General features: G+C 65.2%; 21 protein-coding genes. 13 read left to right on the forward strand and 8 right to left on the reverse strand.

What is annotated here, in order from left to right:
• Positions 1-17: 17 nt before the first annotated feature.
• The 4 genes from WDM24_RS11700 to WDM24_RS11720 all read left to right on the forward strand — a co-directional run bounded on the left by WDM24_RS11700 (position 18) and on the right by WDM24_RS11720 (position 3,990).
• Positions 18-467: a hypothetical protein gene (locus WDM24_RS11700; protein WP_338831321.1), complete on the forward strand. Its 450-nt coding sequence runs from the start codon at positions 18-20 to the stop codon at positions 465-467.
• A 91-nt stretch (positions 468-558) separates the two neighbouring features.
• A protein-coding gene (locus tag WDM24_RS11705) for an IS630 family transposase (protein ID WP_166081867.1) occupies positions 559-1,505 on the forward strand; the annotation gives its coding sequence in 2 pieces (ribosomal slippage) (positions 559-898 and positions 898-1,505; 948 coding nt in all).
• Positions 1,506-1,605: 100 nt separating this feature from the next.
• Positions 1,606-2,628, forward strand: coding sequence for a S1C family serine protease (locus WDM24_RS11710; protein ID WP_338831322.1), 1,023 nt, complete (start codon positions 1,606-1,608; stop codon positions 2,626-2,628).
• A gap of 651 nt (positions 2,629-3,279) precedes the next feature.
• Positions 3,280-3,990 carry a hypothetical protein gene (locus WDM24_RS11720; protein WP_338831323.1) on the forward strand — a complete coding sequence of 237 codons (711 nt, stop codon included), beginning with the start codon at positions 3,280-3,282 and terminating at the stop codon, positions 3,988-3,990.
• Positions 3,991-5,066: 1,076 nt separating this feature from the next.
• On the opposite strand, the gene WDM24_RS11725 is transcribed toward WDM24_RS11720, so the two are convergent.
• The 5 genes from WDM24_RS11725 to WDM24_RS11745 all read right to left on the reverse strand — a co-directional run bounded on the left by WDM24_RS11725 (position 5,067) and on the right by WDM24_RS11745 (position 12,557).
• A complete protein-coding gene (locus tag WDM24_RS11725; protein ID WP_338831324.1) occupies positions 5,067-5,846 on the reverse strand; it encodes an alpha/beta hydrolase in 780 nt (259 codons plus the stop codon).
• Between the two features lie 3 nt (positions 5,847-5,849).
• Complete coding sequence (locus WDM24_RS11730; protein WP_166203294.1) at positions 5,850-7,145, reverse strand: O-acetylhomoserine aminocarboxypropyltransferase; 1,296 nt, start codon at positions 7,143-7,145, stop codon at positions 5,850-5,852.
• Positions 7,146-7,190: 45 nt separating this feature from the next.
• The gene (pncB, locus tag WDM24_RS11735) at positions 7,191-8,495 is read right to left on the reverse strand and encodes a nicotinate phosphoribosyltransferase (protein ID WP_338831325.1); all 1,305 of its coding nucleotides are present in this window, start codon (positions 8,493-8,495) and stop codon (positions 7,191-7,193) included.
• 61 nt (positions 8,496-8,556) lie between these two features.
• On the reverse strand, positions 8,557-12,090 hold the full coding sequence (locus WDM24_RS11740; RefSeq protein WP_338831326.1) for a molybdopterin cofactor-binding domain-containing protein: 3,534 nt from the start codon (positions 12,088-12,090) through the stop codon (positions 8,557-8,559).
• Entirely contained in the window at positions 12,090-12,557 is a 468-nt protein-coding gene (locus tag WDM24_RS11745) for a (2Fe-2S)-binding protein (protein ID WP_338831327.1), read from the reverse strand. The genes WDM24_RS11740 and WDM24_RS11745 overlap by 1 nt, the downstream gene beginning before the upstream one ends.
• Before the next feature lie 276 nt (positions 12,558-12,833).
• Here WDM24_RS11745 and WDM24_RS11750 point away from each other — a divergent pair, with 276 nt between their 5' ends.
• From WDM24_RS11750 to WDM24_RS11785, 8 genes are all read left to right on the forward strand, one after another.
• On the forward strand, positions 12,834-14,282 hold the full coding sequence (locus WDM24_RS11750) for a 6-hydroxynicotinate reductase (RefSeq protein ID WP_338831328.1): 1,449 nt from the start codon (positions 12,834-12,836) through the stop codon (positions 14,280-14,282).
• Positions 14,279-15,187 (forward strand): UPF0280 family protein, encoded by a 909-nt coding sequence (locus tag WDM24_RS11755; RefSeq protein ID WP_338831329.1) that lies wholly within the window; start codon positions 14,279-14,281, stop codon positions 15,185-15,187. Before WDM24_RS11750 ends, WDM24_RS11755 begins: the two co-directional genes overlap by 4 nt.
• Before the next feature lie 20 nt (positions 15,188-15,207).
• On the forward strand, positions 15,208-15,792 hold the full coding sequence (locus tag WDM24_RS11760) for an amino acid synthesis family protein (protein WP_029078203.1): 585 nt from the start codon (positions 15,208-15,210) through the stop codon (positions 15,790-15,792).
• Positions 15,793-15,819: 27 nt separating this feature from the next.
• Positions 15,820-17,034, forward strand: coding sequence for an ABC transporter substrate-binding protein (locus WDM24_RS11765; RefSeq protein WP_338831330.1), 1,215 nt, complete (start codon positions 15,820-15,822; stop codon positions 17,032-17,034).
• Positions 17,035-17,234: 200 nt separating this feature from the next.
• Positions 17,235-19,124, forward strand: a complete 1,890-nt coding sequence (locus tag WDM24_RS11770; RefSeq protein ID WP_338831331.1) for an ABC transporter permease — start codon at positions 17,235-17,237, stop codon at positions 19,122-19,124.
• Positions 19,121-19,912, forward strand: a complete 792-nt coding sequence (locus tag WDM24_RS11775; protein ID WP_166203310.1) for an ABC transporter ATP-binding protein — start codon at positions 19,121-19,123, stop codon at positions 19,910-19,912. The genes WDM24_RS11770 and WDM24_RS11775 overlap by 4 nt, the downstream gene beginning before the upstream one ends.
• Positions 19,909-20,613 (forward strand): ABC transporter ATP-binding protein, encoded by a 705-nt coding sequence (locus WDM24_RS11780; protein WP_338831332.1) that lies wholly within the window; start codon positions 19,909-19,911, stop codon positions 20,611-20,613. The genes WDM24_RS11775 and WDM24_RS11780 overlap by 4 nt, the downstream gene beginning before the upstream one ends.
• A gap of 15 nt (positions 20,614-20,628) precedes the next feature.
• Positions 20,629-21,084 (forward strand): MarR family winged helix-turn-helix transcriptional regulator, encoded by a 456-nt coding sequence (locus WDM24_RS11785; protein ID WP_338697956.1) that lies wholly within the window; start codon positions 20,629-20,631, stop codon positions 21,082-21,084.
• A 259-nt stretch (positions 21,085-21,343) separates the two neighbouring features.
• On the opposite strand, the gene WDM24_RS11790 is transcribed toward WDM24_RS11785, so the two are convergent.
• From WDM24_RS11790 to WDM24_RS11800, 3 genes are all read right to left on the reverse strand, one after another.
• The gene (locus tag WDM24_RS11790; protein WP_338831333.1) at positions 21,344-22,012 is read right to left on the reverse strand and encodes a hypothetical protein; all 669 of its coding nucleotides are present in this window, start codon (positions 22,010-22,012) and stop codon (positions 21,344-21,346) included.
• A 2-nt stretch (positions 22,013-22,014) separates the two neighbouring features.
• Positions 22,015-23,415 (reverse strand): selenium-binding protein SBP56-related protein, encoded by a 1,401-nt coding sequence (locus WDM24_RS11795; RefSeq protein WP_338697960.1) that lies wholly within the window; start codon positions 23,413-23,415, stop codon positions 22,015-22,017.
• A gap of 417 nt (positions 23,416-23,832) precedes the next feature.
• A complete protein-coding gene (locus WDM24_RS11800; protein WP_338831334.1) occupies positions 23,833-25,029 on the reverse strand; it encodes an amidohydrolase family protein in 1,197 nt (398 codons plus the stop codon).
• 173 nt (positions 25,030-25,202) lie between these two features.
• Between WDM24_RS11800 and WDM24_RS11805 the strand changes: the two genes are divergently transcribed.
• On the forward strand, positions 25,203-25,976 hold the full coding sequence (locus WDM24_RS11805; protein WP_338831335.1) for a ferredoxin--NADP reductase: 774 nt from the start codon (positions 25,203-25,205) through the stop codon (positions 25,974-25,976).
• The last annotated feature ends 64 nt before the right edge of the window (positions 25,977-26,040 follow it).

Consider the following 26,040-nt stretch of genomic DNA (forward strand, 5'->3'; position numbering starts at 1 on the left):
GACCGCCAGAGACCGACATGTCCGATAGCAAAGAACTGACCGCAGCCCAGCGCGCCGATCTCCGCACCGTCGCCGCGATGATCGTTCCCGCCAGTGACGAGTACAAGGTACCGGGCGCGGACGATGCCGCGATCCAGGCCGACATGCTGGCAACGCTCGGCCGCGATACTGCGCTGGTCGCGCAGGCGCTGGATCATCTGGCTGATCTCGCCGGCAAGCCGCTCGCCGAGCTCGACGATGCCAGGCGCGACGCGGTGGCGCAGGAGTTTCGTGCCCGCGGCGACGCTGCCGCGGCGACGCTCGTTCGCGTCGTGCTGCAATGCTACTACCGTGACGACCGCGTGTTGCGATCGCTAGGGCTCGATCCGCGCGCGCCGTTTCCCAAGGGCCATGTGCTGCCGGATGGCGACTGGTCGCTGCTCGATCCGGTCAGGGAGCGTGGCGGGACGCTGCGGCGGGCGCCCTAGAGCATTTTCCGACCGGAAAGAATCGGGTGGGGATTCCCAAAACGGCGCGAGTCAGATTCAAGCTGCATGCTGGCGAGGGAGGCCAGCATGTATGGCCAGGGCGCTTTCGGTTGATCTTCGCCAAAGGGTGGTAGCCGCGATTGACGGTGGCATGTCCTGTCGACAGGCTGCTGAGCGCTTTGGTGTCAGCGCGGCCAGTGCGATCCGCTGGCGCGGTCGCCTCAAGAAAGTTGGCGACATCGTTCCTAAACGCCAGGGCGGTGACCGCAAATCGCAGCGCATCGAAGCGCATTCGCAATTGATTCTGGAGGCGGTGACAGCGAGGCCGGATATCACGCTTGCCGAGTTGCGAGAACTGTTGAAACGTCGTGGAATATCGACTGGCATCGCGTCGCTCTGGCGTTTTTTCCAGCGCAGAAAGATCACACTTAAAAAAAGACAGCGCACGCCGCCGAGCAACGGCGCGGCGATATAAATGCCGCACGTGAGGAGTGGTTCGAAGGGCAAATCGACCTTGACCCTGAGCGTCTCGTCTTCATCGACGAAACCAGCGCCAACACCAAAATGGCGCGGCGTTACGGGCGCTCGCCACGCGGCGAGCGATGTCGTGCAGCTATCCCACACGGACATTGGAAGACGACGACGTTCACCGCTGGATTGCGCTCCGACGGTCTGATCGCGCCGCTTGTTCTGGACGGTCCAATGGATGGCGACGCTTTCCTGGCCTACGTCGAGCAATTGCTCGCCCCATCGCTGCGGCCGGGCGATACCGTTATCATGGACAACTTGCCCGCTCACAAGGTCCATGGCGTTCGAGAGGCCATCCAGGCGGTCGGAGCTAGCCTGCTCTATCTTCCGCCCTACAGTCCAGACTTCAACCCGATTGAAATGGCCTTCTCCAAACTGAAAGCGCTGTTGCGGGCCGCCGCAGCGCGCACCATGCCCGATCTCTGGCAAGCAATCGCCAACGCTCTCAAACGCTTCTCACCCGAGGAATGTCAAAATTATCTCGTCGCGGCTGGTTACGACGCAACGTGATCGGAAAACGCTCTAGCCAACAGGGCAGGGCTGCGCGGGGCGTAACCACTTGCGGCGGTGGGAGCCGGTCACCATCTGAGGAGACCAAAGGACTCTCGCCATGCTGGATTTTACCTCAGATGCCGCCGGTGACACGCCATCATCGCGGGCGGCTGACGCTGCCCGTGATGATGGCCGGGTTTTGCTGGATGCCTATTCCAATGCCGTGATCGATGTGACCGAACGCGTCGGCCCAGCCGTGGTCCGCGTCGAAACCGGGCCGAAGCTGCGCAATGCGCGCGAGCGCGGCGGGCTCGGTTCGGGCATCGTGATCTCGCCCGACGGGCTCGTGGTGACCAACAGCCATGTGGTCGGATCGTCGAAGGAAATCCGCCTGCGCGACACCGAGGGCTTCGACACCGACGCCCACGTGCTCGGCGTCGACCCCGACACCGACCTCGCGCTGCTGCGGGCCGATGGCGCGCGCGATCTGGCCTATGCCTCGCTCGGCAACTCCAAGACGCTGCGGCGCGGCCAGTTGGTGGTCGCGATCGGCAATCCGCTCGGGTTTGAATCGACGGTGACCGCCGGCGTGGTGTCGGCGCTGGGACGCTCGATCCGCTCGGTCAGCGGGCGCACCATCGAGGACGTGATCCAGACCGACGCCGCGCTCAACCCCGGCAATTCCGGCGGGCCGCTGGTGTCGTCGAAGGGCGAGGTGATCGGGATCAACACCGCGATCATCAATGGCGCGCAGGGCATCTGCTTTGCGGTAGCCAGCAACACCGCGCAGTTCGTGCTGTCGGAGATCATCCGCCACGGCTATGTCCGCCGTGCCTATATCGGCGTCGCAGGGCAAACCGCGCCGGTGCCGCGGCGGCATGCGGTGCTGGCCGGCGTCGAGAACAAGATGGGCGCGCTGTTGATGCAGATCGAGCCGGACAGTCCGGCCGCGCGGGCGGCGCTGCTGCCGGGCGATGTCGTGATCAGGCTCGACGGCGTCGAGATCAACGGTGTCGACGATCTGATCCGTGCGCTCGATCACAGCCGGATCGACCGCACCCTGGCGATGGACGTGCTGCGCCTCGGCCGCCTCCGCGCGATCGACATCCATCCGATCGAGCGCAAGCCGGCGAAGCAGTGACTGCGACGCTATCCACGCGTGAGATGCACCCTCTCCCCTTGTGGGAGAGGGTCGCTTCGCGCAGCGAAGCGGGGTGAGGGGTCTGCCTCCGCGGATAGAGACCCCTCATCCGGCTCGCATCTGTCGATGCGAGCCACCTTCTCCCTCAAGGGGAGAAGGGAAGTGCAGGGCCTCGAGCGCTACTACTGCAGCGCCGCCAGCAGTTCGTCCGGCTGCTTGATCATCATCATGTCGCCCGCGCCCGGTAGCACCACAATACGGGCGTTCGGCGTCGCAGCATCATCCACCAAACTGCACCTGCGCCGTCCGACGCGTGCCGCAAGCGGCCGCTCGGAAATTCTTTCCGACCGCCTGAGTGGTCGTGCTCTTGCAAAATGTCGGGTCTTGGAGGCGAGGCGGAAATCTTGCGCTCATCCTGAGCTTCACCGGTTGTGACCCGAGGCGGACGTACCGTCTCTGTTGACCCGTGGCGTGTCTGGTTTCCTCGCCGAAGCTTGACGTTTTGGGAGTTGTGGAATCTTTCTCGCGCTGGTGGCTTCGTGTTTCTAACCGATCCCACCGACGGGCAACTTTGACCTAAGCCATTAACCCGACCAATAGGGTTTTCTCTTATCACGCCGGGGGCGGCGTTTCCTGATCTGGGCTTGGCAAATGAGGGCTCTACTCGCACGGCTGGTGATCGCCTGCGCGGCAGCATGTCTCTGCATCGACGCAGCAGCAACCGCAGCCGTTCCCTATTCCTTTTCTGATCATCCGTCGCAAGACGGCCGATGCATCGGCGACTATGGCGCAGGCGATATTGATCGCTCAGAGAAAGCTTGTCTGGAACAGATTGGCGAACTGGCCCGACGCGTAGGTCCCGGTTTGCAGTTGGCGTTCAGGAACGGGAAGACGCGAATTTATCTGAACGAGGAAGCGAAGTGTCAGAGCAGTGACGCCGATGGCTGCGTCAAATATCAACTGACCGGCTATTTTCCCGAGCACGATCTGTTGCTGATCGAAGTCGATTATTGGGAAGGTGTGAGTTGGCGGCTTGTATGGGTGGACACGGGCGATGATACAAGCATCGTTGCACCTCCGCACTATTCTCCCGACAAACGCTGGCTGGCCTCCGTTGCCTCGGGGGAGGGTCCTTCCGGACCTCCCAACGGAATGGATATCGTTCCGAGCAAGCCCAGTTCGTCTTTCAAGGAATGGCACTATCGCACTCCCGACGACGGGCAATGGCTCTACGAATTCATTGGTTGGGACGGGAATGCCCGGGTCGGCCTTCTTGCATCGTCGTTGGGAGCGCCGCAACGAAGGTCTCCGACCTCTATCGAGCGTCGAAAGGGAGATTGGCATCTGAGAGAGCCACAATAATCGGCGCGTTTCGCAACTTCGGCTGTTGGCCCGAAGCCGCCACCGCCGCGTCCGTCAGGGAACGATCACCACTTCTCCCGGAATGCAATCTGTTTGGCGTGATCGCTGTTCACCACCAGTATGGCCACCGCCACCCTTCATAGAGGCGCCAAGACGACACCAGGGGCGGCCCGTATGGATCGACCCGATCGTCTTCAGGGCGATAGCGATATCGTGGAACAATATAATAATCCCACGGGGTCGGCCTTATCACGGGCGTCGGGATAACGACCCTCGTTCGTTCATGAACGACTTGTGCCTTCCGTGCCCGGGCTTCAGCACCGGACGCCCCGAGGTTACACAGCACCAGGGCAGCTCCGAGAGTGCACACGACGGTTATAATCTTCATCTTCATGCATCGGCCTCCCAACCTGAGAGTGCAAAAGGACTCAAAGCAAGGCAAGCTAATTCGCTCTTGGCTGGCTTGAATCACCGCTTCTGGCCCCTCTCGGACTTGCGGCAATGCCCGCTGTCGCGCTCCTGTCAGGGCCATGGCAGACGTCCAACACGCGTGATCCGAGCCGCCTCGAATTATGAGAACACGCCCCAGCTAGTGGTAGTCGATTATCTCCACGCCCGCCGGACCGGTGTCGGTTCACCGGAATACGACCCGCCATTGGTGATTGATATGAATCGAGTGCTTACCCGGCAAGTCGCCCTCGCACTGGCATGGTGGGTGAGAATCGCGACGGACGCCTACGCTCTTGCGCCGGGATGTCCGCGGGATTTCGGAATAATAGAAGATATCGCTGATTTGCCCGACGCGTCAAGTTGCTTGTCCGGTTGCCGGCGGCCGCCCTGCTACTTTGCATGGGGTTGTTTTCGATATTTTTGAGTTCCCAACGTCACCAGCAGTAGTGGCGGCAGGGCACTTCGAATGCGAAAGCATCGGAGCCGGCTGAGAGGTCTCTCTCCGCGGAGACAGACCCCTCCATCCGGCGCCGTAGCCGACGCTATGCGTCGGTGTCATTTAATTGACGGCGGCCGTAGGCCGCCTACGCCACCTTCTCGCACAAGGGGAGAAGGGAAGAGGGCTGTTACCGCAGCGCCGCCAGCAGCTCGTCGGGCTGCTCGACCATCATCATGTGGCCGGCGCCCGCCAGCACCACGGTCCGCGCGTTCAGCGTCGCGGCGGCCAGCGCCTTGCCGGCCTTGGCGGGGGTCATCATGTCGCGCTCGCCGAGGATGAAGGTCGCGGGCACCTTGACCGCGGCCGCGGCGGTCAGCGCGTTCTGGTAGGCGTTGCAGGCGTTGAGGTCGTTGTACAGCACGCCGGGCTTCGCCTCCTGCAGCACCCGCTGCGCGCCTTGGTGCATCCACATCCCCGGCGCGAGGCTGCCGCCGAGCTCGGCCTTGAAGCCGAGGCCCCAGATCGAGACCATGTCGATCGCGTCAGCATCATTGGCCTCGGCGGCCTTCAGCAGGTCGGGGCCGACCGTCATGGTCGCGGCGGTGCCGATCAGCGCAAGGCCGGAGACCTTGTCGGGATGCCGCGCCGAGGTCTCGATCGCGATCAGCGACCCCATCGAATGGCCGATCAGCCGGGCCTTCGCTGCGCCGGCCGCGGCAATCAGCGCCGCGATCCAGTCGGCCATCTCGGCGATTGTCTTCAGCGGCTTGCCGGAGGAGCGGCCATGCCCGGGCAGGTCGGGCGCCAGCACGGAATAGCCGTGATGGGCGAACCAGCGGCTGTGCAGCGCCCAGGTCGAGGAATCGAAGCCGGCGCCGTGGATCATCACCACGGCCGGCAGCGATGCATCGAACGGCTTGCCGCCGGTCGCGATGAAGGTGTCTGTCCCGTTGACGGAAAGCTGCATGGCTCAAGTCCTTTGCGAGGCGCGCAGCGCCTGGCCGAGATCGTCGATGATGTCCTGCGCGGTCTCGATGCCGACCGAGAGCCGCACCAGCTCCTCGCCGATCCCGGCGGCCTTGAGCTGATCGGCATCCATCTGCTGATGCGTGGTGCTGGCGGGGTGGATCACCAGCGTCTTGGCGTCGCCGACATTGGCGAGATGGCTGATCAGCTTCAGGGACTCGATGAACTTCTTGCCGGCGGCGCGGCCGCCCTTGATGCCGAAGCTGATGATCGAGCCGGCGCCGCGCGGCAACAGCTTCTTCGCCAGCGCGTAGTCCGGATGCGTCTCCAGCGACGGATGCAGCACCCAGTCGACCGCCTTGTTGGCGGCGAGGGCGTCCAGCACCGCATGGGTGTTGCTGACATGGCGGTCCATGCGGACGCCGAGCGTCTCGATGCCCTGCAGCAGCTGGAACGCGTTGGTCGGCGACAGGCAGGCGCCGAAATCGCGCAGGCCCTCGGTGCGAGCGCGCATGATGAAGGCGGCCTTGCCGAACTGCTCGTCGAAGACGATGCCGTGATAGCCGGCATAGGGCTCGGTCAGCTGCGGGAATTTGCCGGAGGCGCGCCAGTCGAACCGGCCGCCATCGACAATGACGCCGCCGATCGCGATGCCGTGACCGCCCATCCATTTGGTCGCCGAGTTCATCGTGATGTCGGCGCCGAGCTCGATCGGCTGGCTGAGATAAGGCGTCGCGAAGGTGTTGTCGATCAGAAGCGGAATCTTTGCATCATGCGCGATTTGCGCCACCGCGGGGATATCGAGCACTTCGAGGCCGGGATTGCCGATGGTCTCGCCGATCACGAGCCGCGTGTTCGGCTTGATCGCGGCGCGGAATTCGTCGAGCGCGCGCGGCTTCACGAACGTCGTGGTGATGCCGAAGCGCGGCAGCGTATGCGCCAAAATGTTGATGGTGCCGCCATAGAGCGAGGCGGAGGCGACGATGTGGTCGCCGGCATTGAGCAGCGTTGCGATCGCCAGATGCATCGCGGCCATCCCGCTGGCGGTGCAGATCGCGCCGACGCCGCATTCGAGCGCAGCGATGCGCTCCTCCAGAACCGCGGTGGTCGGGTTCGAGATCCGCGTATAGATGTGGCCGGCGCGTTCCAGGTTGAACAGGGCGGCGGCGTGGTCGGCGTCCTGGAAGACGTAGGACGTGGTCTGATAGATCGGAACCGCGCGCGCGCCGGTCGCGGGATCGGGGCGCTGGCCGGCGTGCAGGCTCAGGGTTTCGAAGGCAGGCGGCTTGGGTGCGGGCATGCAAAACTCGTCAGGTCAGTCGATCGGAGTGATCGGTGCGTTGATTTAGACGTGAACTGCGGTGCGAACACGGCCGACATTGCCGAACACGCGCAAATAGCGCTCGACCTCGGACGGAATGCCGGTCGCCTTCTCCGGATTGTCGGAGAGTTTGACGGCCGGGCGTCCGTCGACCGACGTCACCTTGCAGACGATCGAGATCGGATCGAGCGCGGCGGTGCCGTCGGGCGCGCAGCCGACGAAATCGTTGGTGAGGTTGGTGCCCCAGCCGAAGCTGACGCGCACGCGGCCCTTGAAGTGATGGAACGTCTCCTCGATCGAGCCGACATCCATCGCGTCGGAGAACACCAACAGCTTCTCCTTGGGATCGCGGCCCTTCTGCTTCCACCACTTGATGATGTCTTCCCCGGCCGTGATCGGCGGCGCGCTGTCGGGACGAAAGCCGGTCCAGTCGGCGACCCAGTCGGGCGCATCGCGCAGGAACGGCTTGGTGCCGAATGCATCGGGCAGGGCGATCAGCAGGTTGCCGCCATAGGTGTGGCGCCATTGATCGAGGATGCGATAGGGCGCCCAGCGCAGCGCCTCGTCGTCGTTGGCGAGCGCCGCCGCCACCATCGGCAGCTCATGGGCGTTGGTGCCGATCGCCTCGAGGTCGTTGTCCATCGCGAGCAGCACGTTCGACGTTCCGGTGAAGGAGGGACCGAGGCCTTCCTTCACCGCCTCGACGCACCAGCGCTGCCACAGGAAGCCGTGGCGGCGGCGCGTGCCGAAGTCGGACAGCCGCAAGCCATCCAGCTTGCGCAGCCGCTCGACCTTGGCCCACAGCTTGGCCTTGGCGCGGGCGTAGAGCACATCGAGCGCGAAGCGGCCGTAGGTCTTGGTCGCCGCGCGCGAGCGCAGCTCATTGAGGATCGCAAGCGCCGGGATCTCCCACATCGTGGTGTGGGTCCACGGCCCGTGGAAATGCAGCTCATACTGGCCGTCGACCTTGTTCAGCTCATATTCGGGCAGGCGGAAGGTCGAGAGCCAGTTGATGAAGTCGGGCGAGAACATCTGGGTCTTGCCGTAGAACGTGTTGCCGGCGAGCCAGATCAATTCCTTCTTGGCGAAGCGGATGGTGCGAGCGTGGTCGAGCTGGGCGCGCAGCTCGCCCTCGTCGATGACCTCGGCGAGCCGGATATGGGTCGAGCGGTTGATCACCGAAAAGGTCGTGCGGGTGTCCGGATAGCACTCCCGGATCATCTGCAGCATCAACAGCTTGTAGAAATCGGTGTCCAGCAGGCTGCGCACGATCGGGTCGAGCCGCCAGCCATGGTTGTAGGTCCGGGTCGCGATATCTGTCACGGTCATGCGGGAACCTTAGCCTGCCGGGCGCCGCCCGCCCAGTGGGTTTTGCCCGGAACATGGCAGGTCAGCGCGCTATGGTCCGCCGTATACGGCCCACGGTTGCGGCAACATCGGTCCAGGCCGGTTTGCCTGGGGCAAATTGCCGCCGCAGGAACGTGACGAGCTCGGCGATCTGGCCGTCGCTCATGCTGTCCCTGAAGGCCGGCATGTAGCCGAGATCGGTCACGGCAGGCTTGGCGATGCCGTGCAGGATCACCTGGATCAGATTGTCAGGGACGTCGCTGTGCAGATTGCTGTTGAGCGCCAGCGACGGCCGGCTGCCGAACAGCGGCGGTCCGCCGACCTCATGGCAGACGGCGCAGGCGCCTTGATAGATCCGGCCGCCCGCGGACGCGGCGGTGGTGACGGCGCTGGCGGTTTCGAGCTTGGCCACCAGCGCAGCATGGGCCTGCCGATCGGCGGTCTCGTTGAACGAGGCGAGGTAGACCGCCATCGCGCGGATGTCCTGATCGGGCAGCGCGGCGAGCTCCTGCACGACCGGCGCCATCGGGCCCGCGGCAACGCCGTGGAAGCGGGACTCGCCGGTGCGCAGATAGGCGTAAAGCTCATCCTCGCTCCAGGGCACCGGCGCCTTCGACAGCGATATCAGCGCCGGCGCCTCCCAGCCCTCGGCGAAGCCGCCAGCGAGATAGGCGCGCTGCCGCTCGGCGCCGAGCGCATTGCGCGGCGAGTGACAGGCGCTGCAATGGCCCAGACTTTCGATCAGATAGGCACCGCGATTCCAGATCTCCGATTTCGATCGATCGGGCTGGAACGTACCCGGCTGATGGAACAGCGCATTCCATCCGGCGAGCAGCGGCCGCAGGTTGAACGGAAATGCCAGCGTGTTCGCCGGCGTCTCGGTGCGCACCGGCGCTTGCGCCATCAGATAGGCATAGAGCGCCTGCAGATCGGCATCATTGGTCTTGGCGAAATGCGTGTACGGAAAAGCCGGATAGAGATGGCGTCCGTCGCGATGAATGCCCTCGCGCATCGCGCGCTCGAAGGCGGGATAGGACCAGGCGCCGATGCCGGTGTCGACGTCGGGCGTGATGTTGGTCGTAGTGATGATGCCGAACGGCGTTTCGAGCGGCCGGCCGCCGGCGTTGGTGACGCCATGTTCCGACGTGTGGCAGACGGCGCAGGCGCCGAGTGCTGCGAGCTGCTTGCCGCGGGCGATCGTTGCGGCGGAATAGACCGCGGCATCGGGCCGGGCAATCGGCGCGATCGCGCGCCAGGGCAGCACAGCTGCGCCGACACCGATGGCCGCGGCGCAGAGCGCGGCAATGCCGGCGAGCACGCCGCCGCGCTTTGCAAACGGATTCTGCCATCTGTTGAGGTCAGCCGTCTGCGCGGGCGGTGGAAGCGGCGCGGGCGCGACGGGTGGCTCGCCGCGCAATCCCTTCAAAATGCGTTCCGGCGTGAACGGCAATTCGCGGAAGCGCACGCCGGTCGCGTCATAGATCGCGTTGGCGATCGCGGCGGCGCTCGGCACCGAGGCGGACTCGCCGACGCCGAGCGGCGGCTGGTCCTGCCGCGGCAGCATCAACACATCGACCTTGGGCAGATCGGGGAATTGGATGATGGGGTAGGCGCCCCATTCCCGCGCCGCCACCGCGCCGCGTTCGAAGGAGACTTCTTCCATCAGCGCGCGGCTGGTCGACTGGATGACGTTGCCTTCGATCTGGTGCCGTATCCCTTCCGGATTGATCATCAGTCCGGAATCCTGACCAGCTACGACGCGGGTCACGCTGACATCGCCGGTCGCCTTGTTGACGGCGACGTCGGCAATCCACGCCGACCATGCCGCGCCGTAGCCGGGAAACTTGCTGTGCACGTAGAGCGCATAGGCAAAGCCGCGGCCGCGCACGATGTCGCCTTCCGCCTCGCGCCCCTCGCGCACCGGGCGCGGCGTCCAGCCGGCGCGTTCGGCGACCGCGTTGACGAGGTCGATCGCGCGCTTGTCCTTCAGGTAGCGCAGCCGGTACTCGATCGGATCGACCTCGGCCTCAGCGGCAAGCTCGTCGATATAGGATTCGTGTGCAAAGGTGTTCGGCAGCGCGGACACGCCGCGGAACCAGGAGGCGCGCACGATCGGCGGCATGTCGTTGGCGACGACGCGCAAATTCTCGTAGTCGTAGGGCGGGATCGCGGTGCGATCGCCCATCTCGAACACGGCGGCTTCAGGTGCGATCCGTCCGGTGAGCAAGAGCGCGAGCGTCGGTGCGCCGTTCGAAGGATAATGCGTGGAAAAATCGTAGCCGGCGACGTTGCCGTCGGCGTTGAGGCCGCCATTGACGTCCATCAGCTGCGCGGTGCCCTTTGGCTCCCACGCGTGTTCCTGCTCGCGGGTCAGCTGGACGCGCACCGGGCGGCCGACCGCGCGCGACAGCAACAGCGCATCGGCGGAGACGTCGTCGGCGCAGTTGCGGCCGTAGCAGCCGGCGGCCTCCATCCTGATCACGTCGATCTCGGATTCCGGCCGCTGGATCAGCAGCGCCAGATCGCTGCGCAGGATGTGCGGGTTCTGGGTGCCGGACCAGACGCGGATCGCGCTCTCGCTATAGTCGGCAACCGCACAGGACGGCCCGATCGAGCCGTGCATCTGGTAGGGCCAGAGATAGGTCCGCTGCATCGGCTTGGCCGCCGCCTTGATCGCGGCATCGACGTCGCCCTTGTCGATCAGCTGGCGCGGCGTCGAGGGATTGGCGCGCAGCGCCTTCTCAATGTCGGCAAGATCGGTCAGCGCCGGTCCAGGCTTCCAGCTCACCTTGAGCTGCGCGGCGGCCTTGATCGCGTTCTCCTCGCGCTCGGCGATGACGCCGACGAAATCGCCGATCCGCACCACCGCGAGAAGGCCGGGAATGTCGCGCACCGAGGCGTCATCGACCGCGATCAGGCTGGTGCCGACGAACGGGCCGGCATCGACGCCGGCGTAAGGCGGGCGGACGACGCGGCCGTGCAGCATGCCGGGTACGCGGACGTCGTGGACATAGACGAGCTCGCCGGTGGCCTTCGCCGGCAGGTCGACGCGCGGCACCGACTTGCCGACGACGGAATAGGCGCTGACGGCCTTGACCGGAACGTCGTCGGCGAGCTCGAGCCGGATGGTCTCGTCAGCGATCAATTCGCCATAGCTGACGCTGCGGTTGTCGTGACCGCGGACCAGGCCGTCCTCGATCGTGAGGTCGTCGACTGGCAGTTCGAGCCGCTCCGCCGCGCGCGAAAGCAAAAAGTGCCGCGCCTGCGCCGCGGCCTTGCGCAGGGGAACGGCGGTGATCTGGATGGTTTCGCTTGCGATCGTCGCGCCCTGGTTCGGCACCACGGCGGTGTCGCCGAGGATCACGACGACGCGGGCAAACGACACGTCGAGCTCTTCGGCGACAATCTGCCCGAGCGCGGTGCGGATGCCGGTGCCGAGATCGACATGGCCGTTATAGGCATTGACCGAACCGTCGGCGGTGATGGTGATGAAGGTCTCGAACGCGCCTTCCGCGCCGAGCACCGCGGGGCGAACGACGGACAGCGAGCCGCGTATGCGTTGCTCCGATCCCGCCATCAATCGCGCGCCTCGAGCGCGTGGCCGGCGGCACGCATCGCCGCGCGGACGATCTCGATGTGCGCACCGCAGCGGCAGAGATTGTAGCGCAGCGCTTCCAGCACCTCATGCTCGGAAGGGTTCGGGTTGCGGGTGAGCAGTGCCTTGGTGGTGATGATCATGCCGTTGAGGCAATAGCCGCACTGTGCGGCCTGCTCGCGGATGAACGCATCCTGCACGGGATCGGGATGCTCGCGACTGCCGAGACCTTCGAGCGTGACGATGCTGCGCCCGGCGCAGCCTTCGATCGGAATCACGCAGGCGCGCGCGGCGACGCCGTCGATCAGCACCGCGCAGGCGCCGCACTCGCCGAGCCCGCAGCCGTATTTCGGTCCGTTCAATGCGAGGTCGTTGCGCAGCACGTAAAGCAATGCGGTGTCGGGAGCGGCGTCGACATCGTGATTCCTGCCGTTCACGGTCAGGCGCATTGCCCCGGTTCTCCCCTGATGTTTGCGCTGCAACGGCAGCGTCAGATCGCGGATGAGGATAACGTTTGTATACAAACGTGCAAGCGGCGGCATGCCGCGCTGCAGCGAGTGCACGCTTTATGAACAGGGTGCGCAAGCGAATGGCAGGGTTTGATTGCAAAGGCCGCTTGACAGGTCCCAAGCTCGCGCGCAGGATCATTCGTATACGAACGATGTAGGCGGGGAGGCGGAAGCGCAGTATGATCGACCGTCCCCGCAAGTCCAGGCTTGGTCACGATGGCTGACACAATGACCGTCGCCGCCGGCGACAAGATACGTTGCGATGCCTGTCCGGTGATGTGTTACATCAAGCCGGGCGCGGCCGGCGCCTGCGATCGCTACGCCAACCATGATGGCACGCTGGTGCGGGTCGATCCGCATGTCGTGCTGGAGCGGACGGTGTCGCATGGCGGCAAGCTGGTGCCGTTCCAGGTGAGCGGCGACTGGGACGGCAAGATCGTCCGCCAGCCCGATCTCTTCGTCACCGCGATCGGCGCCGGAACCACCTATCCGGACTACAAGCCTGCCCCCTTCATCGTGTCGTCGGAGGTTGACGGCGTCGACATGGTCACGGTGGTGACCGAAGGCATTTTCTCCTATTGCGGCGTCAAGGTGAAGATCGACACCGACCGCTATCTCGGCCCCGAAACCGCTATTGTCCGCGCGGAGGGCGAGGCGGTCGGCCACGTCACGACCAGCGAATATGGCTCGCAGATGCTCTCGCTCGGCGGCGTGCATCATCTGACCGGCGGCTCCAAGAAGGAAGGCCGCGTCACCTGCGACACGCTGATGGATCTCTCCAACTGCAAGGCGGTGGAGCTTGTGATTGACGGCGGCGCCACCGTCGTGGTGCAGGCCGGCCAGCCGCCGATCGTCAATGGTGTGGCGGAAGAGCGGATGCGGGTCGGCTGCGGCTCGGCGACCATCGGCATGTTCGCCAAGCAATGGCACGGCAAGGTCGATGAGGTCGTGGTGGTCGACGACCACATCACCGGCGTGCTCAGCGAGCATCAGGCCGGCAAACTGCTCGACATCGCCGATACCGGCATCAAGATGAAGGGCCGGCGCTCGACGCCCGGCCGCTATTTCCAGGTCGCCGATCCCGGCACCGGATGGGGCGGCACCAACATCTCCGATCCGCTGTCGATCCTCGGTCCCTTCAATGCCAAGGAGGCGCGGCCCGGGCTCACCATGCTGATGGTCTCGACCACCGGCGAGCATGCGTCCTACTACGTGCTCGACGAGGCGCTGAAGCCGGTCGAGACCGAGATGCCGACGGACCTCAAATTTTCGGTCGAGCGCATCCAGGAGAATTGCGAGCCGGCACTGTGCACCGTGCTGTTCATGGGCGGCGCGGGCGGATCGCTGCGCGCCGGCGTCACCGACAATCCGGTGCGGCTGACCCGCTCGGTCAAGGACGCGCTGACGCGGGTGACCAGCGGCGGCGCGCCGGTCTATGTCTGGCCCGGCGGCGGCATCACCTTCATGGTCGATGTGACGCAGATGCCGGCCGGCGCCTTCGGCTATGTGCCGACCCCGGCATTGGTGGCGCCGATCGAGTTCACGATGCGGCTGTCCGACTATGCGGCGCTCGGCGGCCACATGGATTATGTCCGGCCGCTGTCCTCGCTGCGGGACAGCGCCGAGGTCCGGCCGATGCCGTATCTTCCCGGGCGGCGCGCATGACCAGGCTCCCGCAAATCGCGCTTCTTCCTGACGGCAAGCGGCTGCATTTGCAGGATGGCCCGATTGATCTGGTCGTCGAGGCCAAGGGCAGGGATGTGGACGTGACTGCCGCCTATCAAGCCGCGGCGGCGCGATTCACGGGCTTGCTTGACGAATTGTGCGCGGAACTTCCCGAGCTGCGCAGCGCGGCCGATCCCGACCGCTGCTTGCTGAAAGGCGTGGTCGCGCGGCGGATGCATGCGGCGGTCGCGACGTTTGCCGCCGACTGCTTCATCACGCCGATGGCGGCGGTCGCGGGCTCGGTCGCCGAGGAAATCCTTGGCGCGATGCTTGAGGCGGCAACGCTCGATCGCGCCTATGTCAACAATGGCGGCGACATCGCCCTGCATCTTGCCGATGGCGAACAATTCAGTGTCGGCCTGATGGACCGGCCGGACCGCCATGGCGTGATGCGCACGATGACGATAGATAGCGACATGCCGGTCCGCGGCATCGCCACCAGCGGCCGCCACGGCCGTAGCTTCTCGCTCGGCATCGCCGATGCCGTCACCGTGCTGGCGCGGACGGCGTCGCAGGCCGATGCGGCGGCGACCGTGATCGCCAATGCGGTCGATCTGCCTGACCATCCGGCGATCCTGCGCGTTCCGGCGAGCGAGTTGCAGCCCGACAGCGACCTCGGCGCACGGCTGGTGACCCGCGATGTCGGACGTCTGGCGGAACACGAGATCGAGCAGGCGCTCGAGGCGGGGGCGGCGCGGGCACGCGACCTCCTGATGTCGGGATTGATCGAGGGCGCGGCATTGCGTCTACTGGGCGAAACGCGAATTGTCGGTGCAACTGGGGACGGGGCGCCGGCTGCGCACGCGTTTCAGGGACAAACGACAGACAACATGCTGCGGGCATGACCGGGAGCGAGGCTGATACGATGAGCGCCGTCATTCGCAAGATCGTCACCGTGGTCGAGGAGACCCATCTGGAGATGGGCAAGACCATTGCGCCGCCGACCCGGCGCGCCGCCGCGATCGCGGTGATCGAAAACCCCTTTGCCGGCCGCTATGTCGAGGATCTGTCGCCGCTGATCGCGATCGGCGAGGAGCTTGGCGAATTGCTTTCGAAACGGGCGGTGGCCGCGCTCGGCATCGACGGCGCCAAGGCGCACAGTTACGGCAAGGCGGCCGCCGTCGGCGAGAATGGCGAGCTCGAGCACGCGGCCGCGATCCTGCATCCCAAGATGGGCGCGCCGGTGCGCAAGGTGCTGTCAAAGGGCGCGGCGCTGATCCCGTCGTCGAAGAAGCGCTCGGGGCCCGGCACCACGCTGGATATTCCGCTCGGGCACAAGGACGCGGCCTTCGTGCGCAGCCATTTTGACGGCATGGAGGTGCAGATCAACGACGCGCCGCGAGCCAACGAGATCATGGTCGCGGTTGCGGTGACCGACAGCGGACGGCCGCTGCCGCGCGTCGGCGGGCTGACGGTCGATGAGGTCAAGGGCGAAGACGGATTGCGATAATCTTTTGCAGAACAACTGGAGGACGGGATGCGTGGTTATTTCGTAGGGGCGGGATTGGCGATCGCGGTTGCGACGATGGCAACGAGCGCCATGACAACGCAGGCCTTGGCGCAGAGCGAAATCAAGGTCGGAGAGATCAACTCTTATTCCTTGCTGCCGGCGTTCACCGAGCCCTATCGCAAGGGCTGGCAGCTCGCGGTGGAAGAGATCAACGCGGCCGGCGGCATTAACGGCAAGAAGCTCGTGGTCATCTCCAAGGATGACGGCGGCAAGCCGGCGGATGCGCAGACCGCGGCGAACGAACTGGTGTCGAGCGAAAACGTCGCGATGCTGACCGGCACGTTCCTCTCCAATATCGGCCTCGCCGTCAGCGACTTCGCCAACCAGAAGAAGGTGTTTTTCCTTGCGGCAGAACCTCTGACCGACGCCATCACCTGGTCGAAGGGTAACCGCTACACGTTCCGCCTGCGTCCCTCCAACTATATGCAGGCCGCGATGCTGGTTGAAGAAGCGGCGAAGCTTCCCGCAAAACGCTGGGCGACGATCGCGCCGAACTATGAATACGGCCAGTCGGCGGTCGCGGTGTTCAAGAAGCTGATGTCGGAGAAGCGGCCCGACATCCAGTGGGTCGACGAGCAGTGGCCGCCGCAGGGCAAGATAGACGCGGGCCCGGTGGTGCAGGCGGTGGCCGCGGCAAACCCGGAGGCGATCCTCAACGTGACCTTCGGTGCCGACCTCGTGAAGCTCGTGCGCGAGGGCAACACCCGCGGTCTGTTCAAGGACCGCAAGGTGGTGAGCTTCCTGACCGGCGAGCCGGAATATCTCGATCCGCTGAAGGACGAGACGCCGGAGGGCTGGATCGTCACCGGCTATCCCTGGTACTCGATCAAGACGCCCGAGCACGACGCGTTCCTGAAGGCCTATCAAGCCAAGTACAACGACTATCCGCGGCTCGGCTCGATCGTCGGCTACCAGACCATCAAGTCGGCGGCGGCGATCCTTGCGAAAGCCGGCTCGACCGATCCGGAGAAGCTGATCGCGGCGGCCGAAGGCATCTCGGTGCCGTCGCCGTTCGGCGAGATCACCTTCCGCAAGATCGATCACCAGTCGACGCTTGGCGCCTTCACCGGCAAGACCGCGCTGAAAGACGGCAAGGGCATCATGGTCGACAGCACCTATCGCAAGGGCTCGGACTATCTGCCAAGCGATGCCGAAATCGAGAAGCTGCGGCCGAAGGATTGATTTCTCTTCTCCCTCGCCCCGCTCTTGCGGGGAGAGGGTTGGGGTGAGGGGCTTTCTCCACGAGTCGTGCTCGCGGAGAGTCCCCCTCACCCGAATTCAAGCTGGGGCTTGAATTCGACCTCTCCCCGCAAGTGCGGGGCGAGGTGAAGTAAACGACGCGGCGATCTCGATCGTCGCGACCACTCCAACGCGGACCGCCCATGGCCTTCTATATCGTCCAGTTCCTGACCGGTCTTGCCAGCGCGGCGTCGCTGTTCCTGGTCGCTTCGGGTCTGTCGATCATCTTCGGCGTGACGCGGATCGTGAATTTCGCGCATGGCGCGTTCTATATGCTCGGCGCCTATGTCGCGTTCACGCTGACCGAACGTTTCTCGGGCGCGCTGGGCTTCTGGGGCGGCATCGTCGTCGCGGCGCTGGCGGTTGCTGCGATCGGCGTGCTGGTCGAGATGGTGTTGCTGCGCCGGATCTATCACTCGCCCGAGCTGTTCCAGCTGCTCGCCACTTTCGGCCTGACGCTGATGGTCGAAGACCTCGTGGTGTTGATCTGGGGCCCGGACGATCTGGTCGGGCGCCGCGCGCCGGGCTTCAAGGGCGCGGTCGATTTCTTCGGCCAGAACATTCCGAGCTACGATCTGTTCCTGATCGTGCTCGGCCCCGTCGTGCTCGGCGTCCTCTGGCTGCTGTTCCAGCGCACCCGCTGGGGCATCCTGGTGCGCGCGGCGACGCAGGACCGCGACATGGTCGCAGCGCTCGGCGTCAATCAGAAATGGCTGTTCACCAGCGTGTTCGCGGTCGGCGTCTTCCTCGCCGCGCTCGGCGGCGCACTGCAGATTCCGCGCGATGCCGTTCATCACGCGATGGACCTGCGCATCATCGTCGAGGTCTTTGTCGTGGTCGTGATCGGCGGCCTCGGCAGCATCATCGGCGCCTTTGTCGCGGCGGTGCTGGTGTCGGAGCTCAACGCCTTCGGCATCCTGATCTTTCCGAAGATCTCCATCATCCTGGTGTTCCTGGTGATGGCGGTGGTGCTGATCGTCCGTCCGTGGGGCCTGTTCGGCAAGCCGGAAGCGCCGGCGCGGCGCACGCCGGGCCTCACCGTCAATCCGTGGCGGCCGCTGACGGCGAACGAGCGGCTCGCCGCGATTGCCGTGCTCGTCGTCGCCGCCGCGCTGCCGTTCGTCGCCGGCAATTACGTGCTCACCGTCGGCTCGGAGATCGCGATCTTCGTGATCTTTGCGGTCAGCCTGCATTTCCTGATGTCGGTCGGCGGGCTCGCCTCGTTCGGCCACGCCGCCTATTTCGGCCTCGGCGCCTATGGCGTGGCCCTGCTCGCCAAGATGGCGGGCCTGCCGATGATCGTCTGCCTGCTGCTCGGCCCGCTGCTTGGGCTAGTGGGAGCCGCTGTGTTCGGCTTCTTCGCCGTGCAGCTCTCCGGGGTCTATTTCGCGATGCTGACGCTGGCGTTTGCCCAGATCGTCTGGTCGATCGCGTTCCAGTGGGTGTCGGTGACCGGCGGCGACAATGGCATTCTCGGGGTCTGGCCTTCGAACTGGGCGGCGAGCCCGGCGCACTTCTACTGGCTGTCGCTCGGCATCGCCGCGCTCGCGGTCGTGATCCTCCGCATCATCGTGTTCTCGCCGTTCGGCTTCGCGCTGCGCGCCACGCGCGACTCTCCGCTGCGCAGCGAAGCGATCGGCATCAACGGCAAGCGCATCCAGTGGACCGCCTTCGTGATCGCGGGCACGGTCGCCGGTCTCGCCGGCGCGCTGTTCGCCTACCTCAAGGGCAGCGTATTCCCCGATAACATGGGCATCTCGCTGTCGGTCGATGCGCTGGTCATGGTGCTGCTCGGCGGCGTCGAGACCGTGTCGGGCGCGGTGGTCGGGGCGATCGTCTACAAGGCGCTCAATATCTGGCTGGTCAGCCAGACCGATCTCTCCAAGCTCGTGCTCGGCGGCTTCGTCGTGCTGATCGTGGTCGCCTTCCCTAAGGGTATCGTCGGCACGCTGGAAGCATTGCTGCATCGCCGGCGCAAATCCGGATCGTCATCGTCACCGCTGCTCACCTCACGCATCGAGACCGCCGAATGAGCATGGCCCCCACATTGCTATCGGTCGAAGGGCTGACGAAGTCCTATGGCGGCGTGCATGCCGTGCGCGGCGTCTCCTTCGAATTGCGCGCCGGCGAGATCCTGGCGCTGATCGGGCCGAACGGCGCGGGCAAGAGCACCTGCTTCGACATGCTCAACGGCCAGAATATTCCCGATAGCGGCCGCATCCGCGTGCTGGGGGCGGAGACCACCGGCAAGAAGCCGCGCGTGATCTGGCGCATGGGCGTCGGCCGCACCTTCCAGATCGCGGCGACGTTCCCGACCATGACGGTGCGCGAGAACGTGCAGGTCGCGCTGGTGTCGTATGGCGGGCAATTGTTCAATCTGTGGGCCTCGACCGCGGGCCAGGCGCGCGGCGAGGCCGGACGGCTGCTCGATCTGGTCGGCATGGGCGCCTATGCGGAGCGGCCCTGCGGCGAGCTCGCCTATGGCGACGTCAAGCGGCTGGAGCTTGCGATCGCGCTCGCCAATCAGCCGAAGCTGCTGCTGATGGACGAGCCGACCGCCGGCATGGCGCCGCGCGAGCGCGTCGAGCTGATGCGGCTGACGGCGCGGATCGCGCGCGAGCAATCGATCGGCGTTCTCTTCACCGAGCACGACATGGATGTGGTGTTCGAACATGCCGACCGCATCCTGGTGCTCAACCGCGGCAGCCTGATCGCCGAGGGCTCACCCGAAGAGGTGCGCGGCAATGCCCAGGTGCGGGCGATCTATCTCGGCGAAGGCTTGCTTTACGATGCGCGGCATCGCGAGGGAGCATCCGCATGAAGCTCACGGTGAAGGACCTCAACAGCTTCTACGGTACGGCGCACATCCTGTTCGACATCGCGCTCGAGGTCGGCGAGGGCGAGGTGGTTGCTTTGCTCGGGCGCAACGGCGCCGGCAAGTCGACCACGTTTCGCTCCATCGTCGGGCTGGTCGAGAACCGCTCGGGCCGCATCATGTTCGAGGGCAGGGACGTGTCGGAGCTGCCGACGCACGCGATCGTGCGCGGCGGCCTCGGCTACGTGCCGGAAGAGCGGCGCATCTTCACTGACCTGACGGTCGAGGAAAATCTCGAGGTCGGCCGCCAGCCGAAACGGGCGGGCGCGCCGCAATGGGACCGCGACAAGCTGTTCAAGCTGTTTCCGAACCTTGGCGAGATGCGGGGACGGCCCGGCGGCCGCATGAGCGGCGGCGAGCAGCAGATGCTGACGATTGCGCGCACGCTGATGGGCAATCCGTCGCTGGTGCTGCTCGATGAGCCCTCGGAAGGCCTGTCGCCGAAGATCGTCGAGCAGATGGTCGATGCGATCCTGGCGATGAAGAAAGAGGGCGTCAGCATCGTCGTCTCCGAGCAGAATCTGCATTTCGCCCGGCTGATCTCGGATCGCGCCTACATTATCGAGCGCGGCCGGATCTGTTTCGGCGGCACCATGGCGGAGCTCGATGCGCGTCCGGATGTCCGCGACGCGCATCTGTCGCTGTAAGGGCGGGGTAAAACAATGGCGAGGAGTGCTGCACAGAAGCGAAACGGGAAGGCGGCGAAGCCGGGTTACGTGCTGGACGAGCAGATCGGCTTCATCCTGCGTCAGGTGTCGCAGCGCCACGCCACGATCTTCGCCCGCGAGATCGGCATCAACCTGACGCCGACGCAATGGGCCGCGCTCTCGAAGCTGTCGGAGGTCGGCGCCTGCTCGCAGAACCAGCTCGGGCGGCTGACCTCGATGGACGTTGCGACCATCAAGGGCGTGATCGATCGCCTGACCGCGCGCGGCCTGACCGAGACCTCGCCCGATCCCGACGACGGCCGCCGGCTGATGGTCAGTTTGACGCGCGCGGGCCAGCAGATGGCCGACAAGGCCGCGCCGAACGCGTTTGTGATTTCGAAGGAGACGCTGGCGCCGCTCGACGCCAAGGAGCGCGAGACGCTGATGGCGCTGCTCGGTAAGTTGCGGTGATCTATCTATCACCGTCACCCCCGCGCAAAGGCTTCGCCTTTGTCGCTGGAGGAGCCGCGCGGAGCGCGGCGTCTCGAAGGGTCGACGGCCCGGCTGTCTGCCAAGGGCCGTGCATCCTTCGAGGCTCGCCCAGCGCCGCAAGGCTCGCACCTCCAGCGACAACGGCAGAGCCGTTGCGCGGGGATGACGGGTCATCTATCGCGCCTACGTCGCCACGACCTCCGCCACCTTGCTTGCTGACGGGCGCATCACGCGCGAATTATGTCGCAACACCAAGGGCCAGCGCGACGGCGCCGACCAGCACCAGGCTGAGCGCCCAAACCGCGTCCAGATTGAACCAGCTCCGCGCCACGAATTTGAGACCCAGATAGCGGTAGACCAGCCACGCCAGACATCCACCGGCGGCGATCATCGCGCCGGCATGGACGAGGGAGACCAGCACGGCCATCGTGAGGCTGGTGTCGATCAGGCTGTTGGCGGCGGCGTGGCCCTGGTCCGGCGCAGCCTCGCGGCACAGCCCCAGATAGATCGGCACCAGCATCAGCGCCGCGCCGTGGGCGATCGCCACCGCGAAGGACCACAAGGCGAGTTGCGTCGGTGGTATCCGCGCCAGGGCCCGTGGATGGCGCCGGTCGATCAGCCGATAGAGGCCGAACAAGATCACAAGCAGGCTGGCGCCGATCCGGATCGTGCGCTGCCATTCGACAAGAGTGACGAGCAATGCAAAGGGCAGGATCACGAGCAGCATCGCCAGCAGGTGGCCGATTGCCAGCGGGCCGAGCGCGGCGAGCAGCGCGCGCGAACTCCTTTGCATCAAACCCGCTGAAACCGCGAGCGGCCAGCCCATGCCCGGGTTGATCCCGTGGTAGAGGCCGCTCGCGATGACCGCCAGCCAGAGCCAGGCCGGTGTCCAGTGGGCTGCACTCACATTCAGGCCGACGGATAGCAGAACGAATCCGTCGAGCAGTCGCCGCCGTCGAGCCGGATCTGGTGGGCGCGGTAGCCGTCGGGGAAGGTGACCCAGTAGTTCTTTGCCAGTTCAAGGCCGCCGCCCGGGCTCGCATTCGCCATCACCTGGGCGCCGGGAATGCCTTGCGGATAGAACTGGTCGTCCCAGGTCGAGTAGAGCGAATTGGTCCAGTAGACCCGCTTGCCGTCGCGGCTGATCTCGACCATTTGCGGACCGCCGGCAAATGGCTGGCCGTTGGGGTGAGGAGTGCGGCTGACGATACCGCCGATGCGGACCGATCCGGCGAGCTTTGGCTTGCGCGGATTGCTGACATCGTATTGGCGCATCTCGCCGGTGGCCCAGCAGGCGACATAAAGGAATTTGTCGTCCATCGACAGATCGATGTCGGTCACCAGCGGCGGCACGGCGCCGAAGCCTTGCAGCAGCGGCGGCAGTTGCTCCTTCGGTGCGGGCTCGGGCGGTATCGTCACCGTCTTCTCGATGTGAAACTTGCCGCCCTCGCGCCACCAGGTCCAGATCGAACCTTCGAGGTTGGTGGTATCGACCACGACCCCGACGAAGCCGTATTCGCGAACCGGATCGTGCGCGGGACGTACCTCCAGCGCCATTTGATGGTTGGCGCCGAGATCGATGGTTTGGACATTGCGCCGCGCGCGCAGATCCCAGAAGTGGAGGCGATGTCCGTATTTGTTCGAGAGCAGGTCCTCCGGCACGATCCCGTTCTCGAATTGCGGCGGCAGCGCCCATTCGCTGCTCACCATGTAGTCGCGCGGCAGGTTCCACCAGAAGTCATAGTGCTTGGTCTGGGGACCGCGATCGATCTCCCAGCGTCCGAGCACCTCGAATGTCTCGCAGTCCATGATGAAGACGCCGGGCGGCCCATCGGTGCCGTCCTTGCCGCCGCCGCCGAGCGTGGAGACGTAAATGCCGTCCGGTCCGCAGTGGATCGTATGCGGCCGCGAATAGCCGGTCTTCCTGAACACCTCCTCGGGCTCGATGATCTTGTGGATCTTGGCCTGCGTCGGATCCGGCTTGGTGTCGATGATGTAGATCCGCGACGACCGCATGCCGGGGACGATGAGATAGCGACGCTCGATAAAGGCATGTCCCGCAAGCGGCGACAACGCCGACGAACACGCGTTCCAGCCGAAATGGTGAAACTCGTCGCCCTTGTTGGGCATCGTCACGGTGTGGACGATCTTGCTGTAGGTCGGCGAGCCCGGCTTGACGTCGATGACGGCGAGCGCGTCGGGCTTTGAAAAGTCCGGGCTGAGCAGCACGGTGTAGGCGAAGTTCTCTGCCGGAGCTTCCATCGCAAGCTTCGGCGACGCGTGAAACGTGGGATCTGGCCTGATCGTCATCGTGCTGCCTCCTGTTTGTCTGCTGTGGACCAACACGGCGCGGCGGCATGCGGCAGGAACTAATCCGGATCGTCGCGTGTCTCTTGTGAGTGCCGCCGGCTAGGTTCGCGTGGCGGCACGATACACCCCAATGGTGACAGGTGAAAACAAGGTTCAGCTTCGGAGGCGGCGCGGCAAAGACGCGCGGCGCCGTGCCCGTGATCCAGCAGCTTCTTCAAGAGGTTGGATAAGCGCCGCTTTGCTGTCCTCTACGGACCAATCTTTCACCGTCACCCTGAGGAGCGCGCAGTGCGTCTCGAAGGGTCGACGGCCCGGTTCTTGGCCGCGGGCCGTTCATCCTTCGAGGCACGCTGCGCGTGTACCTCCAGCCACAACGGCGAAGCCGTTGCGCGGGGGTGACGAGGCCACTTATCGCGATTACTTCGCCACGATCTCCGGCACCTTGCCCGCGGGCGGGGTGTTGCGGCTGCGCTGGGTACGGACGATGCCGTCGATGATGGTCATGCCGATGCCCGGGAGATCGCCGAGCTGAACGCTCTCCAGGATGTTCCTGCCCGGCGAGTGCTGGGCCTTGTCCATCAGCACGAAATCGGCGGAGCGGCCGACCTCGATCAGGCCGCAATCGAGCTCGCGCATCCGCGCGGTGTTGCCGGTGGCGAGGCAGAACGCCAGCTCGGCGGGCAGTTCCCCCAGCGAGGACAGCAGCGAGACCATCCGCAAAATGCCGAGCGGCTGCACGCCGGAGCCGGCCGGCGCATCGGTGCCGAGGATGACGCGGTGCAGGTCGCCCATCTCGCGCGCGATGCGCAGCGTGAACAGCGCCGAGCGCTCATTGCCGTTATGCACCAGCTCGAGCCCGCGCTTGCAGCCCTCGCAGATGCAGCGGATCTGGTCGTCCGGCAGCGCGGTGTGGCCGCCATTGATGTGGCCGACCACGTCGGTGTCGGCCTCCAGCACCACGTCCTTGTCGATCAGGCCGGAGCCGGGGATCGAGGGGCCACCGGTGTGGATCGTGCTCTGGATGCCGTATTTGCGGGCCCAGCCGACCATCTTCCGCGCGGTGGGGCCGTCCTTGACGCCGCCGAGCCCGACCTCGCCGAGCAGCTTGACGCCGGCGGCGGCCAATTCCTTGAAATCGTCCTCCACCATCTCGCATTCGATCACCGGCGCGCCGGCATGCACTTTCACGCCGCCCGGCCGCAGCGTCCAGAACGCGCGCTGCGCGAAGATCGCCATCGCCTTCAGTCCGACCACGTCGCGCGGACGCCCGGGCATGTGCACCTCGCCGGCGGAGATCATGGTGGTGACGCCGCCATGCAGATAGCTGTCGATCCAGTTGGTCTGGTTCTGCCGCGGCGTCCAGTCGCCGGCGACGGGATGGACATGGCTGTCGATCAGGCCGGGCGCGACCGTCGTGCCATTGGCGTCGACGATGGTGGTGGCGCCTTCGGTGTCGACGTCCTTGAGCCGGCCGATCGCGGTGATCTTGCCGTTCTCCGCGACGATGGTATCGGCGTCCAGAATCGGCCTTTCCAGGGCTCCCGACAGCAGTAGCCCGATATTGCGGACCACCAGCTTGCTGGGGCCGGTGGCCTGGGGCGCGTCGTGAGCCATGGGTGTTTTCCTTCTGTTTTCTTTCCGAAATTGCCCGGGAATTTGAGCCCGGCTTGACTTTCGGATCAAGCCGGATTATTCGTTTGTATACGAATGATCGTATACAAACGATCCGGCCGGTCAACGGGGTTCAAGTCCTCAACCCGCCGCAGCACAGATCAGGGATTGGTGCGATGAGCAATTTCAACCAGGAAAGCGTCCTCAGCGTTCATCACTGGACCGACACGCTGTTCTCCTTCACCACCACCCGCAACCCGTCGTTCCGCTTCCGCAACGGCGAGTTCACCATGATCGGGCTCAAGGTCGGCGAGAAGCCGCTGCTGCGGGCCTACAGCGTCGCCAGCGCGAATTACGAGGACACGCTCGAGTTCTTCTCGATCAAGGTTCCGGACGGCCCGCTGACCTCGCGCCTGCAGCACCTCAAGGAAGGCGACGAGATCATTGTCAGCCGCAAGGCCACCGGCACGCTTGTCATCGACAACCTTGAGGACGGCCGCAACCTCTATCTGGTCGGCACCGGCACCGGCCTCGCCCCGTTCCTCAGCGTGATCAAGGATCCCGAGACCTATGACCGCTTCGAGAAGGTCGTGCTGCTGCATGGCTGCCGCCGCGTCAAGGAGCTCGCCTATGGCGAGATGATCACCGAGCGGCTGCCGCAGGACGAACTGATCGGCGATCTGGTGCGCGACCAGCTGATCTACTACCCGACCGTGACGCGCGATCCGTTCCGCAACCGCGGCCGCATCACCGACCTCATCACCTCGGGCAAGCTGTTCGCCGACATCGGCCTGCCGGCGCTCGATCCCGCGCATGACCGCGTCATGATCTGCGGCTCGCCGGCGCTGGTCGCCGACACCCGCACGCTGCTGAATGGCCGCGGCTTCGTCGAGGGCAATCACGGCGAGCCCGCGCAGTTCGTGGTCGAAAAGGCCTTCGCCGAGCGTTGATCTTCGCACTGATCTCCAGCCCCGTCAGTGCAAGGGGAGCGACGACTTGTCCGCCGAAGCCTTT

The sequence above is a fragment of the Bradyrhizobium sp. 27S5 genome, from assembly GCF_037217225.1.
In the GTDB taxonomy this organism is placed as follows: domain Bacteria; phylum Pseudomonadota; class Alphaproteobacteria; order Rhizobiales; family Xanthobacteraceae; genus Bradyrhizobium; species Bradyrhizobium septentrionale.

Bases quoted from the DNA above. Each gene is read 5' to 3' on its own strand.
- WDM24_RS11755 (WP_338831329.1), top strand. From the start codon at position 14,279: ATGACCAGGCTCCCGCAAATCGCGCTTCTTCCTGACGGCAAGCGGCTG.
- WDM24_RS11745 (WP_338831327.1), bottom strand. From the start codon at position 12,557: ATGCGCCTGACCGTGAACGGCAGGAATCACGATGTCGACGCCGCTCCC.
- WDM24_RS11785 (WP_338697956.1), top strand. From the start codon at position 20,629: ATGGCGAGGAGTGCTGCACAGAAGCGAAACGGGAAGGCGGCGAAGCCG.
- WDM24_RS11765 (WP_338831330.1), top strand. From the start codon at position 15,820: ATGCGTGGTTATTTCGTAGGGGCGGGATTGGCGATCGCGGTTGCGACG.
- WDM24_RS11740 (WP_338831326.1), bottom strand. From the start codon at position 12,090: ATGGCGGGATCGGAGCAACGCATACGCGGCTCGCTGTCCGTCGTTCGC.
- WDM24_RS11760 (WP_029078203.1), top strand. From the start codon at position 15,208: ATGAGCGCCGTCATTCGCAAGATCGTCACCGTGGTCGAGGAGACCCAT.
- pncB (WP_338831325.1), bottom strand. From the start codon at position 8,495: ATGACCGTGACAGATATCGCGACCCGGACCTACAACCATGGCTGGCGG.
- WDM24_RS11710 (WP_338831322.1), top strand. From the start codon at position 1,606: ATGCTGGATTTTACCTCAGATGCCGCCGGTGACACGCCATCATCGCGG.
- WDM24_RS11775 (WP_166203310.1), top strand. From the start codon at position 19,121: ATGAGCATGGCCCCCACATTGCTATCGGTCGAAGGGCTGACGAAGTCC.
- WDM24_RS11770 (WP_338831331.1), top strand. From the start codon at position 17,235: ATGGCCTTCTATATCGTCCAGTTCCTGACCGGTCTTGCCAGCGCGGCG.
- WDM24_RS11795 (WP_338697960.1), bottom strand. From the start codon at position 23,415: ATGACGATCAGGCCAGATCCCACGTTTCACGCGTCGCCGAAGCTTGCG.
- WDM24_RS11730 (WP_166203294.1), bottom strand. From the start codon at position 7,145: ATGCCCGCACCCAAGCCGCCTGCCTTCGAAACCCTGAGCCTGCACGCC.
- WDM24_RS11800 (WP_338831334.1), bottom strand. From the start codon at position 25,029: ATGGCTCACGACGCGCCCCAGGCCACCGGCCCCAGCAAGCTGGTGGTC.
- WDM24_RS11805 (WP_338831335.1), top strand. From the start codon at position 25,203: ATGAGCAATTTCAACCAGGAAAGCGTCCTCAGCGTTCATCACTGGACC.
- WDM24_RS11750 (WP_338831328.1), top strand. From the start codon at position 12,834: ATGGCTGACACAATGACCGTCGCCGCCGGCGACAAGATACGTTGCGAT.
- WDM24_RS11780 (WP_338831332.1), top strand. From the start codon at position 19,909: ATGAAGCTCACGGTGAAGGACCTCAACAGCTTCTACGGTACGGCGCAC.
- WDM24_RS11720 (WP_338831323.1), top strand. From the start codon at position 3,280: ATGAGGGCTCTACTCGCACGGCTGGTGATCGCCTGCGCGGCAGCATGT.
- WDM24_RS11700 (WP_338831321.1), top strand. From the start codon at position 18: ATGTCCGATAGCAAAGAACTGACCGCAGCCCAGCGCGCCGATCTCCGC.
- WDM24_RS11725 (WP_338831324.1), bottom strand. From the start codon at position 5,846: ATGCAGCTTTCCGTCAACGGGACAGACACCTTCATCGCGACCGGCGGC.